This window comes from Rhodococcus indonesiensis (genome assembly GCF_047782815.1).
GTDB lineage: Bacteria > Actinomycetota > Actinomycetes > Mycobacteriales > Mycobacteriaceae > Rhodococcus > Rhodococcus indonesiensis.
This window is the reverse complement of the sequence record NZ_CP180630.1, coordinates 2,896,195-2,909,270: the sequence shown is the minus strand read 5'-3', so window position 1 is coordinate 2,909,270 and position 13,076 is coordinate 2,896,195. Positions and strand designations below refer to the sequence as shown.

The following is a 13,076-nucleotide window of genomic DNA, read 5'->3' as shown; positions in this document are numbered from 1 at the left end:
CGGTCAGAAGACCGGGCCGGTGTACTTCTCGCCCGGACCCTTGCCCGGCTCGTCCGGGTAGGCCGACGCCTCCCGGAAGGCCCGCTGCAGCGCCTGCAGTCCCTCGCGCAGCGGCCCGGCGTGCGGGCCCAGGTACTCCACCGACGCGGTGACCAGCCCGGCGAGGGCGGTGATCACGCGGCGCGCCTCGTCCAGGTCGCGGTGGGTGCCGGCCTCGGGATCCTCGTCGGCCAGGCCGAGCTTCTCGGCGGCGGAACTCATGAGCATCACGGCGGCGCGGCTGATCACCTCGACGGCCGGGATCTCGCCCAGGTGCCGGACGTCGTCGGCCACGGTCGGATCGGGGGTGTCGGTCATGACTTCACGATCCCACCCGCCGCACGCTGCCGCGAGAGCGGGTCGGGCCGCAACCGGCGATTCGATCGCGGGCTCGAAGTTTGCTAGGATTTGGAACACGACCGTCCGCGTGCCCTGCGCGCGGGCAGCAAAGTGGAGTCCGACTCCCACCTCTGCGCGGCCCATGACCTGGTCATGATCTTCGCTCAGTGGTCCGGTCCGCCGCTCTCCGGGATGTTCGGGGAGTGTGCACCCCGAGTGATCGGGGGACGAGAACGCACGACCGTCGTGTCGTGCGGTTCGTCGGGCCGGTCGGTATTCGGACCCCGCCCGGTGCGCGAGCGCCGTCGGCGGGGTTTTTCGTCGGAAGTCGGCCCCATGTGCTGCGGCGCGGTCACCCGGACCGCACCGCTCTACCTAGGAGGCCCCATCAGCGCTGAGACCCGCATCAACGAACGCATCCGAGTTCCCGAGGTCCGGCTCGTCGGACCCGGCGGGGAACAGGTCGGAATCGTGCGTGTTGAAGATGCACTCCGCCTGGCATACGAAGCCGATCTCGATCTGGTCGAGGTGGCCCCTGACGCCCGTCCGCCGGTCTGCAAGATCATGGACTACGGCAAGTTCAAGTACGAGGCTGCCCAGAAGGCGCGCGAGTCGCGCAAGAACCAGCAGCTGACCGTCATCAAGGAGCAGAAGCTCCGACCGAAGATCGACGACCACGACTACGAGACCAAGAAGCGCAACGTGGTGCGGTTCCTCGAGGCCGGGTCGAAGGTCAAGGTGACGATCATGTTCCGTGGCCGCGAGCAGTCCCGTCCCGAACTCGGGTTCCGGCTGCTGCAGCGCCTCGGTGCCGACGTCGCCGATCTCGGCTTCATCGAGACCGCCCCCAAGCAGGACGGTCGCAACATGACCATGGTCCTGGCCCCGCACAAGGGCGCCAAGACCCGCGCCAAGGCGCAGGAGACCGCTCAGGCCTCCGCCGCCAGGCCGGCTCCTGCCGCGGACAAGCCCGCAGCAGGCGACGGCACCGCGTAGCTCCGCCGGTCGACCGGGCCCACCGCCCGGCCGGCCGCTGCGCGCGTGCCGGACGAACACGAGTAAATCCCCGACGAACTGAGGACTCCATGCCCAAGTCGAAGACCCACAGCGGCACCGCGAAGCGATTCAAGGTGTCCGGCAGCGGAAAGATCCTGCGCCAGAAGGCCGGCCGCCGCCACCTGCTCGAGCACAAGTCCTCCCGGGTGACGCGTCGCCTCGACGGCAAGGCCGCCGTCGCCGACGTCGACGTCCCGCGCGTCAAGCGCATGCTCGGCATCTGAGCTTCTTTCCCCGACCGACCCCCGGGGGCGATCTACTGCCCCCCGAGATTGACAGGACATATCAGTGGCACGCGTGAAGAGGGCCGTCAACGCCCAGAAGAAGCGCCGTTCGATCCTCGAGGCTTCCAAGGGCTACCGCGGGCAGCGCTCGCGTCTGTACCGCAAGGCCAAGGAGCAGCAGCTCCACTCGCTGACCTACGCCTACCGCGACCGTCGCGCGCGCAAGGGTGACTTCCGCAAGCTGTGGATCAGCCGTATCAACGCCGCTGCTCGCGCCAACGACATCACCTACAACCGCTTCATCCAGGGCCTGAAGGCCGCGGGTGTCGAGGTGGACCGCAAGATCCTCGCCGAGCTCGCCGTCTCCGACGCCGAGGCGTTCGCCGGCCTGGTCGCCGTGGCCAAGGCCGCGCTGCCCGCCGACGTCAACGCGCCGGCCGACGCCGCCTGAGCGCAGCGCCGAGACGACGCTGAACGCCACACCGGCACAGGAACGACCCGTGGACCCGCTCACCGAGCGCACCCCACGGGTCGTTTCTGCTGTCAAACTGCTGCGCACCGCCGACCGCCGCAAGGCCGGCCGCTTCCTCGCCGAGGGCGAGAACTCCGTCGGCGAGGCTCTCGCCACGGCCGTCGTGCACGAGGTGTTCGTCACCGAAGCCGCCGCCGCCCGCTATCCCGACCTGCTCGACTCCGCCCACCGCCGGGGCGTGCGGGTCTCCACCGTCACCGAGCGTGCCGCCGCCCGGCTCTCGGACACCGTCACCCCGCCGGGCCTCGTCGCCGTGTGTGATCTGCTCGACGTGCCCCTCGCGCGGGCCCTGACACCGCCGCCCCGGCTGCTCGCCGTGCCCGTCGGGATCGCCGAGCCCGGCAACGCCGGCACCGTCATCCGCGTGGCCGACGCGGTCGGCGCCGACGCCGTGGTCCTGGCCGGCGACAGCGTCGACCCCCACAACGGCAAATGCGTCCGAGCCTCCGCGGGCAGTGTGTTCCACCTCCCGCTCGCCCGGGAACGCGACACCGGCACGGTCCTCGACGCGCTCGCCGCCGCCGGACTGCAGGTGCTCGCCACCGCTGCCGACGGCGAGGTCGACCTCGACGACGCCGACGAGCTGCTCGCCGCCCCCACCGCCTGGCTGTTCGGCAACGAGGCGCACGGCCTCGACCCGGCGGTCGCGGCACGGGCGGACCATCGGGTGCGCATTCCCATCCGTGGCCGCGCCGAATCGTTGAACCTCGCCACCGCCGCCTCGATCTGCCTGTACGCGAGCGCACGCGTGCAGCATCGCGCCGACAGGGCCGTGCCCTAGCGGGACCCGGCCATCACCTAGGATTCGGGTGCTGCGCTGGCGCGATCCGCTCGACGCCGAACGTGGCACCACACCCATTGTTCGCCCGAAGAAGGAGATGCACCGGTCGTGGCCAAGAACGAGGGCGGCACCCCGCCGGCAGTCGATCCGAGCGCCCTGAGCGAGGAGTCGCTCGCCGCGTCCACCCAGGCCGCACTGAAGGCGTTCGCCGCCGCCACCGACCTCGACGCGCTCGCCCAGGCCAAGATCGACCACCTCGGCGACAAGGCGCCCGTCTCCCTCGCCAAACGCGCCCTGGGCAGCCTGCCCGGCAACCAGCGCGCCGACGCCGGCAAGCGGGTCAATGCCGCCCGTGGTGCTGTCACCGCGGCGTACGACGAGCGCCGCGCCGTGCTCCTCGCCGAACGCGACGCCGCGGTCCTCGTCGCCGAGGCCATCGACGTCACCCTGCCCGCCGGCCGACGCCCCGCCGGCGCACGGCATCCCATCACGATCATCTCCGACCAGATCGCCGACGTGTTCGTCGGCATGGGCTGGGAGATCGCCGAGGGTCCCGAGGTCGAAACCGAACACTTCAACTTCGACGCGCTGAACTTCCTGCCCGACCATCCCGCCCGCACGATGCAGGACACCTTCCACATCGCGCCGGAGGGCTCACGGCAGGTGCTGCGCACCCACACCTCGCCGGTGCAGGTGCGCACCATGCTGCACCGGGACATCCCCATCTACGTGGTGTGCCCCGGCCGCACCTTCCGCACCGACGAGCTCGACGCCACGCACACCCCGGTGTTCTCCCAGATCGAAGGCCTCGCCGTGGACAAGGGCCTGACCATGGCCCACCTGCGCGGCACCCTGGACGCATTCGCCCGAGCCCTGTTCGGGCCCGAGACCCGCACCCGGATGCGCCCGAACTACTTCCCGTTCACCGAGCCGTCCGCCGAGGTGGACGTGTGGTTCCCCAAGAAGAAGGGCGGCGCCGGCTGGGTCGAGTGGGGCGGCTGCGGCATGGTCAACCCCAACGTGCTGCGCGCGAGCGGCATCGACCCGGACGAGTACACCGGTTTCGCGTTCGGCATGGGCCTCGAGCGCACCCTGCAGTTCCGCAACGGCATCTCCGACATGCGCGACATCGTCGAGGGCGACATCCGCTTCACCCTCCCCTTCGGGGTGCAGGGCTGACACCTCCCAAACCCGAGATCCGACAACCGAACCGACCGAAAGAGCTGAGCGAAAAGTGCGAGTAGCGCAGTCCTGGCTGACCGAGATCCTGCAGCGCGCCACCCCCGAGTGGAACGTCACTGCCGAGGAACTCGACGCGGGATTCGTCCGGGTCGGACTCGAGGTGGAGGAAGTCGACACCCTCGCACGCATCGACGGCCCCCTCGTCGTCGGCCGCGTCCTCGAGATCACCGAGCTCACCGAATTCAAGAAGCCCATCCGCTTCTGCCAGGTCGACGTGGGGGAGGACGCCCCGCGCGGCATCGTGTGCGGCGCCCGCAACTTCACCGAGGGCGACCTGGTGGTCGTCGCACTGCCCGGCGCGGTGCTCCCCGGCGGCTTCGCCATCGCCTCCCGCAAGACCTACGGCCGGGTCTCCGACGGGATGATCTGCTCGGTCGCCGAGCTCGGTGTCGGCAAGGACCACTCGGGCATCCTCGTGCTCGAGGAAGGCACCGCCGAGCCGGGCACCGACGCCAACGACCTGCTCGGCCTCGGCGACACCGTCATCGAGCTGAACATCACTCCCGACCGCGGCTACTGCTTCTCGTTGCGTGGACTGACCCGCGAACTCGCGTGCGGCTTCGACCTCGAGTTCGCCGACCCCGCGCACGTCGCACCCCACCCCGCCGAAGGCCCGGCCTACCCGATCCGGCTCGAACGCGAGACCGGAGCCACCCGCTTCGCCGCCCGCAAGGTCACCGGCATCGACCCCGGCGCCGTGTCGCCGTGGTGGCTGCAGCGGCGGCTGCTGCTGTCCGGCATCCGCCCGATCTCCCCGGCCGTCGACGTGACCAACTACGTGCTGCTCGAACTCGGGCAGCCGCTGCACGCCTTCGACGCCGCCACCCTCCGCGGTGAGCTCGTCGTCCGGCGTGCGCAGGCGGGGGAGAAGCTGACCACCCTCGACGGCATCGAACGCACCCTCGACCCCGAGGACGTCGTCATCACCGACGACTCCGGGGTGGTCTCCCTCGCCGGGATCATGGGTGGCGCCGCGACCGAGGTGAGCGGCACCACCACCGAGGTCCTGCTCGAGGCTGCCACCTGGGACCCGCTGGCCGTGTTCCGCAGCGCCCGGCGCCACAAGCTGGTGAGCGAGGCGGGCAAGCGTTTCGAACGCAACGTCGACCCCGAGGTGGCGCTGCCGGCCCTGGACCGCGCCGCGGCGCTGCTCGTGGAGATCGCCGGTGGCCGCGTCGAGCCGGTCCTGACCGACCTGTCCGTGCCCGTCGAGCCGGTCTCGATCCGCATGGACATCGATCTGCCCGACCGCATCGCCGGGGTCGCCTACCCGACCGGCACCGCCGCGCGCCGGCTCACCCAGATCGGATGCGGCGTCGAGGTCGGTGTCGGCCCGGACGGACACGGCCAGCTCGTGGTGACACCGCCGACCTGGCGCCCCGACCTGCGTCAGCCCGCCGACCTGGTGGAGGAGGTGTTGCGGCTCGAGGGGCTGGAGCAGATCCCGTCCGTGCTCCCGGCTGCCCCGGCGGGCCGCGGACTGACCCCCAGTCAGAAACGACGCCGCGCCGTGGGCCGCGCCCTGGCCGCCGACGGTCACGTCGAGGTGCTCGCCCCGGTCTTCCTGCCGGCTCACGTGTTCGACACGTGGGGTCTCGACGCCGACGACCCCCGCCGCACCACCACGACGGTCCTCAACCCACTCGAGGCCGATCGTCCGGAGCTGGCGACGACGCTGCTGCCCGGCCTGCTCGAGGTGCTCGCCCGCAACGTCTCCCGAGGTCAGCGCGACCTGGCGCTCTATGCGATCGCGCAGGTCGTCCTGCCCGGCCCCGGTACCCGGCCGGTGCCGCCCCTGCCGGTGGACCGGCGCCCCACGGACGAGGAGATCGCGCTGCTCGAGGGTTCGCTGCCTGCGCAGCCCGTCCACGTCGGGGCGGTGCTGTGCGGCCTGCGGGAACCCGCCGGGCCGTGGGGACCGGGCCGGCCCGCGGATGCGACCGACGCGTTCGCCGCGGCAGAGACCGTCGCGGCCGCCTCCGGCGTCCGGCTGCAGCGCCGCGCCGCGCAGTACCTGCCGTGGCATCCGGGCCGCTGCGCCGAACTGCTGGTCGACGGTGTCGTCGTCGGTCACGCCGGTGAGCTGCATCCCGCGGTGCTCGAGCGCGCCGGGCTGCCCGCCCGCACGTGCGCCTTCGAGCTCGACCTCGACGCGCTGCCGATCGTAGAGTCGTTGCCGGCGCCGAAGATCTCCCCGTTCCCGGCCGTCCTGCAGGACGTCGCCGTCGTCGTGGCCGAGGAGATCCCGGCCGCCGACGTCGAGGAGGCGCTGCGCGCGGGTGGCGGCGAACTGCTCGAGGACATCCGCCTGTTCGACGTGTTCGAGGGCGCACAGGTGGGGGAGGGGCGTAAGTCGCTCGCCTTCGCGTTGCGCTTCCGCGCGCTGGACCGCACCCTCACGGAGGACGAGGCCAGCGCGGCCCGGGACTCCGCTGTCGCCGCGGCCGGCGCGGCGGTCGGCGCCGAACTGCGGCACTGAGCCACCGCGGCGGACGTAGCCTGGGAGCATGACTACCGATCCGTCCGCACCCGATCCCGACGCCCCGGCCGCGCCCGTGCCGGACGTGACCCCGGCGGAACCCGGTTCCCCGTCGGTGCCGGACGTTCCCGCGTCCCCGGTCGGGCCGGACGTGACACCCGCAGAGGGGGAGGACTCCGGCTACACCCCGGCCGGAGTGCCCACGTTCGACTCGGTGCGGGAGAAGATCGAGCGACGCGCGGGCACCGCAATCGGTGCGGAGGAACTCGCCCGCGAGAGTGTGGCGGGGCGCACGCTCGAGGAGCAGTTCGACGAGCGCCGACAGGCCGCCGCCGACAGACTGCGCGAGATCCGCCGCTCGCTGGCTCAGGAGTGAACGGGTGCGCCCGCACCCGCCCGTGTGAATGAAGTTGCATGATGGTGCATAATCGATCGCATGGGTAACTCACCGGAATTCACGGCGACCGCACAGTCACCGATTCGGGTCGCCGTCGCAGGGGCGAGCGGGTATGCGGGCGGCGAGATCCTGCGTCTGCTCCTCGGTCATCCCGCCTACCAGGACGGCCGCCTCGTCGTCGGCGCACTCACCGCCGGTGGCAACGCCGGCGCGAAACTCCGCGAATTCCACCCCCACCTGCTCCCGCTGGCCGACCGCGTCCTCGGCGCCACCGACTTCGACACCCTGAGCGGCCACGACGTCGTGTTCCTCGGTCTGCCACACGGCCACTCCGCCGTCATCGCCGAGCAGCTGCCCGACACCACCGTCGTCATCGACTGCGGCGCCGACTTCCGCCTGTCCGAGTCCGCCGACTGGCAGCGCTGGTACGGCGGAGATCACGCCGGGACCTGGCCGTACGGAATGCCCGAACTCCCCGGCAAGCGCGAGCACCTGATCGGAGCCACCCGGATCGCGGTCCCCGGCTGCTACCCCACCTCGGCCACCCTCGCCCTCGCCCCCGCCGTCGCAGCCGGCATCGTCGAGCCGGCAGTCCACGTCGTCGCCGTATCCGGCACCTCCGGCGCCGGCAAGTCCCTCCGAGCCGACCTCCTCGGCTCCGAGGTCATGGGCTCCGTGCGGGCCTACGCCGTCGGGGGAGCGCACCGGCACACCCCCGAAATCAAGCAGAACCTCGCCACCCTGACCGACGCCCCCGTATCCGTCTCCTTCACCCCCGTGCTGGCGCCGATGCCGCGCGGCATCCTCGCCACCTGCACCGCCCCCACCACCGCCACCGCCGACGAGGCCCGGGCCGTGTACGAGAAGGCCTACGCCGACGAGCCGTTCGTGCACGTACTGCCCGAAGGGACGCTGCCCAGCACCGGCGCGGTACTCGGCTCCAACGCCGTGCACCTCGCCGTCACCGTCGACTCCGACGCCGGCGTCCTCGTCGTCGTCACCGCACTCGACAACCTGACCAAGGGCACCGCCGGCGCGGCGGTGCAATCCATGAACCTGGCGCTCGGCCTCCCCGAGACCGCCGGCCTGTCCACCGTGGGAGTCGCCCCGTGAGCATCGACAGACAGTCCACCGACGACAACGTCTACGCCGACGCGGTCGAGATCGCCGGCGGCCGCCTGATCCGCACCCAGGGCGTCACCTCGCCGGCCGGGTTCCGCGCCGCCGGCATCCCCGCCGGCATCAAAGCCTCCGGCAACCCGGACCTCGCGCTCGTCTTCAACGAGGGGCCGGAGCTGACCGCAGCCGGCGTCTTCACCACCAACAAGATCAAGGCCGCGCCCGTGCTGTGGTCGCAGCAGGTCCTGACGTCCGGCGCGCTGCGCGCGGTGATCCTCAACTCCGGCGGCGCCAACGCCTGCACCGGACCCGGCGGCTTCCAGGACACCCACGCCACCGCGGAGAAGGTCGCCGAATCCCTCAGCAACTGGGGCACCGAAACGGGTGCCGGCGAGGTCGCGGTGTGCTCGACCGGCCTCATCGGCGACCGACTGCCCATGGACAAGGTCCTCGCCGGCGTCGCGGAGATCGTCCACGAACTCGCCGGCGGGATCTCCGGCGGCACCGACGCCGCCTACGCCATCATGACCACCGACACCGTCCCCAAACAGGCCGCCCTGCACCACGCCGACAAGTGGAACGTCGGCGGCATGGCCAAGGGTGCAGGCATGCTCGCCCCCGCCCTGGCCACCATGCTGTGCGTGGTCACCACCGACGCGGTCGCCACCGCCGAGCAACTCGACCGCGCCCTGCGCGCTGCCACCCGGCTCACGTTCGACCGTCTCGACGTCGACGGGTCGACCTCCACCAACGACACCGTGCTGCTGCTCGCGTCCGGGGCCAGTGGCATCACCCCCACCCAGGATCAGCTCGACGCCGCCGTCCTCGCAGTGTGCGACGACCTCGCCGCACAGATGGCGGCCGACGCCGAGGGCGTCACCAAGCGGGTCACCGTCACCGTCCGCGGCGCCGCCACCGAACAGGACGCCCTCGTCGGTGCGCGGACCGTTGCACGCGACAACCTCGTCAAGACCGCCCTGTTCGGTTCCGACCCCAACTGGGGACGTGTCCTCGCCGCCATCGGTATCGCTCCCATCGCGCTCGACCCCGAGCGCATCTCCGTCACGTTCAACGGATCCCCGGTGTGCATCGACGGCGTGGGCGCTCCCGGCGCCCGAGAGGTCGACCTGTCCGGCCCCGACATCGCCCTCGACATCGACCTCGGCGTCGGCGACGTCGAGGTGACCATCCGCACCACCGACCTCTCCCACGGATACGTCGAAGAGAACTCGGCCTACTCGTCATGACCGGAACCGAGGCGAGCACCGACCCCATCGCGCAGCTCACCGCCCACCAGAAGGCCTACGTCCTCGCCGAGGCCTTGCCGTGGCTGCAGAAATTCCGCGACAGGATCGTCGTGGTCAAGTACGGCGGCAACGCCATGATCGACGACCGGCTCAAGCGCGCCTTCGCCGCCGACATGGCGTTCCTGCGCACCGTCGGCGTCCACCCCGTCGTCGTCCACGGCGGCGGACCACAGATCAACGCCATGCTGAAGCGACTGGGCATGACCGGGGAGTTCCGCGGTGGTTTCCGCGTCACCACCCCCGAGGTGATGGACGTCGTCCGCATGGTGCTGTTCGGGCAGGTCGGACGCGAACTCGTCGGCTTGATCAACGCCCACGGCCCGTACGCCGTCGGCATCTCCGGCGAAGACGCCCACCTGTTCACCGCCACGCGCCGAACGGTCGTCGTCGACGGCCTGGACACCGACATCGGTCTCGTCGGCGATGTCACCGCCGTCGACCCCGCCGCCGTCCACGACCTCATCGCCGCCGGCCGCATCCCCGTCGTCTCCACCATCGCCCCCGACCCCGACGGCATCGTCCACAACATCAACGCCGACACCGCGGCCGCCGCGCTCGCCGAGGCGCTCGGAGCGGAGAAACTCGTCGTCCTCACCGACGTCGAAGGCCTCTACACGGACTGGCCCGACCGCAGTTCCCTCACCAGCGCCATCGATGCCGACGCGCTGGCCGAGCTACTGCCGTCCCTCGACGCGGGGATGGTCCCGAAGATGGAAGCCTGCCTGCGCGCGGTCCGCGGCGGCGTGCCGACGGCCCACGTCATCGACGGACGACAGCCGCACTCGGTGCTGCTCGAACTCCTCACCGAGGAAGGCATCGGCACGATGGTCACCCCCCAACCCGCGGTCGCTCCCACCCAGGAAGGCACCCCATGACCGGCACGTCCGAACTCCAGCAGCGCTGGGCCGGGTCGCTGATGAACAACTACGGCGTCCCCAAGATCGCCCTGGTCGCCGGCGACGGTGCCGTGGTCACCGACGCCGACGGCAAGCAGTACCTCGACCTGCTCGGGGGCATCGCCGTCAACGCCCTCGGCCACCGCCATCCCGCCATCCGGGAGGCCGTCACCGCACAACTCGACACCCTCGGTCACGTGTCCAACCTCTACGCCAGCGGACCCGTCGTCGAACTCGCCGAACGCCTCCTCGCGCACTTCGGGCACCCCGGCCGGGCGTTCTTCTGCAATTCCGGCACCGAAGCCAACGAGGCGGCGTTCAAACTCGCCCGGCTCACCGGACGGCCCAAGATCATCGCGGCAGAGAAGGCCTTCCACGGCCGCACCATGGGTGCGTTGGCCCTCACGGGCCAGCCCGACAAGCGCGCCCCGTTCGAACCCATGCCCCCCGGCGTCGAGTTCGTCCCCTACGGCGACGCCGATGCCCTCGATGCCGCAGTCGACGAGAACACCGCCGCCGTGTTCCTCGAGCCCATCATGGGCGAGTCCGGTGTGGTCGTGCCTCCCGAGGACTACCTCGTCCAGGCCCGCCGCATCACCGCCGAACGCGGGGCACTGCTCGTCCTCGACGAGGTGCAGACCGGCATCGCACGCACCGGGACGTTCTTCGCCCACCAGGCCGCCGGTATCGTGCCCGACGTCATGACCCTCGCCAAGGGCCTCGGCGGTGGCCTGCCCATCGGTGCCGTCCTCGCCACCGGTCCGGCCGCCGAGTTCTTCCAGCCCGGCAAGCACGGCACCACTTTCGGCGGCAATCCGGTGTGTGCCGCCGCCGCGCTCGCCGTCCTGCGCACCATCGACGAGCAGGACCTGCTCGCCCACGTCGACGCCGTCGGCAAATCCATCGCCACCGGCATCGAGGCACTCGGCCACCCCCTCGTCGACCACGTCCGAGGCGCCGGCCTGCTGCTCGGCATCGTCCTCACCGACACCCGGGCCCCCGCCGTCGAAGCGGCCGCCCGGGACGCCGGCTATCTCGTCAACGCCGCCGCACCCGACGTCGTCCGCCTCGCCCCACCGCTGATCCTCACCCAGGAACAGGCCGACGGATTCGTCGCGACACTGCCCTGCGTGCTCGACGCCGCCCGGCAGGAAGGAAACTAGACCCATGGTGAAGCACTTCCTGAAGGACGACGACCTCACGCCCGCGCAACAGCGCGAGGTCCTCGACCTCGCCGCGGCCCTGAAGAAGGCGCCGTTCTCGGCCCGTCCCCTCGAGGGCCCGCGCGGCGTCGGCGTCATCTTCGAGAAGAACTCGACCCGCACCCGATTCTCCTTCGAGATGGGCATCGCCCAGCTCGGCGGCCACGCCGTCGTCGTCGACGGCCGCACCACCCAGCTCGGACGGGAAGAAACCCTGCAGGACACCGGCCGCGTCCTGTCCCGCTACGTCGACGCCGTCGTCTGGCGCACCTTCGGCCAGGACCGACTCCAGGCGATGGCCGAAGGCGCCACCGTGCCCCTCGTCAATGCCCTGTCCGACGAGTACCACCCCTGCCAGGTCCTCGCGGACCTGCTCACCCTGCGCGAACACAAGGGGGAGCTGCAGGGACTGAAACTGACCTACCTCGGCGACGGCGCCAACAACATGGCGCACTCGCTCATGCTCGGCGGCGTCACCGCCGGCATCGACGTCACGATCGCCGCCCCCGCCGGTTTCGCCCCGGATCCCGCCGTCGTGGCCGCAGCCCGCGCCCGCGCCGCCGAAACCGGCGCGCAGATCACCCTCACCGAGGACGCGCGCGCCGCCGCCACCGGCGCCGACGCCCTCGTCACCGACACCTGGACGTCCATGGGCCAGGAGAACGACGGACTCGACCGCGTCGGTCCCTTCCGCCCGTACCAGGTCAACGCCGAGCTGCTCGCACTCGCCGACCCGAAGGCCGTCGTGCTGCACTGCCTGCCCGCCCACCGCGGTGACGAGGTCACCGACGAGGTTCTCGACGGACCGCAGTCGGTGGTGTGGGACGAGGCCGAGAACCGCCTCCACGCCCAGAAGGCACTGCTCGTATGGCTGCTCGAGCAGCGCGAACGGTAACCGTGAGCAGCGTGGCCGAACCGTCGAGCGGCGCCGGACCGGCCGGCGCCGCCGCGGCCCCGACCCGCGCGGCCCGGCAGGCCCGGATCACCGCACTCGTCGCCACCCGCGCGATCCGCAGCCAGCCGGAACTCGCCGCGCTGCTCGCCGCCGAAGGCATCGAGGTGTCCAACGCCACCCTCTCCCGCGACCTCGAGGAACTCGGTGCGGTCAAACTCCGCGGCGCCGACGGCGGGCCCGGGGTGTACGTCGTCCCCGAGGACGGGAGCCCCGTCCGGGGGGTGTCCGGAGGCACCGACCGGCTCTCCCGCCTCCTCGGCGAACTGCTGGTCTCCACCGACTCGAGCGGCAACATCGCGGTGCTCCGCACCCCACCCGGAGCAGCGCACTATCTGGCCAGCGCACTCGATCGGGCATCATTACCCGAAGTGGTCGGCACCATCGCCGGCGACGACACCATCGCGGTGATCGCGCGTGAGCCCCTCACCGGAGCCGACCTCGCCGCGAAGATCGAATCCCTGGCCTGATCCGATCGCGCACCGAGCACCACAGACACACGTTCAATCAA

General features: G+C 71.4%; 14 protein-coding genes. 13 read left to right on the top strand and 1 reads right to left on the bottom strand.

Going from position 1 to position 13,076, the window contains the following annotated elements; translation table 11 throughout:
* Window positions 1–3 precede the first annotated feature (3 nt).
* Entirely contained in the window at window positions 4–357 is a 354-nt protein-coding gene (locus ACM26Y_RS13465) for a DUF1844 domain-containing protein (RefSeq protein ID WP_003937961.1), read from the bottom strand.
* 357 nt (window positions 358–714) lie between these two features.
* On the opposite strand from ACM26Y_RS13465, the gene infC reads away from it, so the two are divergent.
* The 13 genes from infC to ACM26Y_RS13400 all read left to right on the top strand — a co-directional run bounded on the left by infC (window position 715) and on the right by ACM26Y_RS13400 (window position 13,035).
* Window positions 715–1,374 carry a translation initiation factor IF-3 gene (gene infC / locus ACM26Y_RS13460; RefSeq protein WP_003937962.1) on the top strand — a complete coding sequence of 220 codons (660 nt, stop codon included), beginning with the start codon at window positions 715–717 and terminating at the stop codon, window positions 1,372–1,374.
* An 89-nt stretch (window positions 1,375–1,463) separates the two neighbouring features.
* Window positions 1,464–1,658: a 50S ribosomal protein L35 gene (rpmI, locus tag ACM26Y_RS13455; protein WP_003937963.1), complete on the top strand. Its 195-nt coding sequence runs from the start codon at window positions 1,464–1,466 to the stop codon at window positions 1,656–1,658.
* Between the two features lie 64 nt (window positions 1,659–1,722).
* Entirely contained in the window at window positions 1,723–2,109 is a 387-nt protein-coding gene (rplT, locus tag ACM26Y_RS13450; protein WP_003937964.1) for a 50S ribosomal protein L20, read from the top strand.
* Window positions 2,110–2,158: 49 nt separating this feature from the next.
* On the top strand, window positions 2,159–2,971 hold the full coding sequence (locus ACM26Y_RS13445) for a TrmH family RNA methyltransferase (RefSeq protein WP_416061148.1): 813 nt from the start codon (window positions 2,159–2,161) through the stop codon (window positions 2,969–2,971).
* A 108-nt stretch (window positions 2,972–3,079) separates the two neighbouring features.
* Window positions 3,080–4,150 carry a phenylalanine--tRNA ligase subunit alpha gene (gene pheS, locus ACM26Y_RS13440; protein WP_003937966.1) on the top strand — a complete coding sequence of 357 codons (1,071 nt, stop codon included), beginning with the start codon at window positions 3,080–3,082 and terminating at the stop codon, window positions 4,148–4,150.
* Between the two features lie 55 nt (window positions 4,151–4,205).
* Window positions 4,206–6,692, top strand: coding sequence for a phenylalanine--tRNA ligase subunit beta (pheT, locus tag ACM26Y_RS13435; RefSeq protein ID WP_416061147.1), 2,487 nt, complete (start codon window positions 4,206–4,208; stop codon window positions 6,690–6,692).
* 28 nt (window positions 6,693–6,720) lie between these two features.
* On the top strand, window positions 6,721–7,068 hold the full coding sequence (locus ACM26Y_RS13430; protein ID WP_416061146.1) for a PspA/IM30 family protein: 348 nt from the start codon (window positions 6,721–6,723) through the stop codon (window positions 7,066–7,068).
* A 60-nt stretch (window positions 7,069–7,128) separates the two neighbouring features.
* The gene (gene argC / locus ACM26Y_RS13425; protein WP_416061145.1) at window positions 7,129–8,202 is read left to right on the top strand and encodes an N-acetyl-gamma-glutamyl-phosphate reductase; all 1,074 of its coding nucleotides are present in this window, start codon (window positions 7,129–7,131) and stop codon (window positions 8,200–8,202) included.
* Window positions 8,199–9,455 (top strand): bifunctional glutamate N-acetyltransferase/amino-acid acetyltransferase ArgJ, encoded by a 1,257-nt coding sequence (gene argJ, locus ACM26Y_RS13420; protein ID WP_003937970.1) that lies wholly within the window; start codon window positions 8,199–8,201, stop codon window positions 9,453–9,455. The genes argC and argJ overlap by 4 nt, the downstream gene beginning before the upstream one ends.
* Window positions 9,452–10,390, top strand: a complete 939-nt coding sequence (argB, locus tag ACM26Y_RS13415) for an acetylglutamate kinase (RefSeq protein ID WP_416061144.1) — start codon at window positions 9,452–9,454, stop codon at window positions 10,388–10,390. The genes argJ and argB overlap by 4 nt, the downstream gene beginning before the upstream one ends.
* Entirely contained in the window at window positions 10,387–11,574 is a 1,188-nt protein-coding gene (locus ACM26Y_RS13410; RefSeq protein WP_371384586.1) for an acetylornithine transaminase, read from the top strand. The genes argB and ACM26Y_RS13410 overlap by 4 nt, the downstream gene beginning before the upstream one ends.
* Before the next feature lie 4 nt (window positions 11,575–11,578).
* Window positions 11,579–12,508, top strand: coding sequence for an ornithine carbamoyltransferase (argF, locus tag ACM26Y_RS13405; RefSeq protein ID WP_003937973.1), 930 nt, complete (start codon window positions 11,579–11,581; stop codon window positions 12,506–12,508).
* Window positions 12,481–13,035 carry an arginine repressor gene (locus tag ACM26Y_RS13400; RefSeq protein WP_414706298.1) on the top strand — a complete coding sequence of 185 codons (555 nt, stop codon included), beginning with the start codon at window positions 12,481–12,483 and terminating at the stop codon, window positions 13,033–13,035. The genes argF and ACM26Y_RS13400 overlap by 28 nt, the downstream gene beginning before the upstream one ends.
* The last annotated feature ends 41 nt before the right edge of the window (window positions 13,036–13,076 follow it).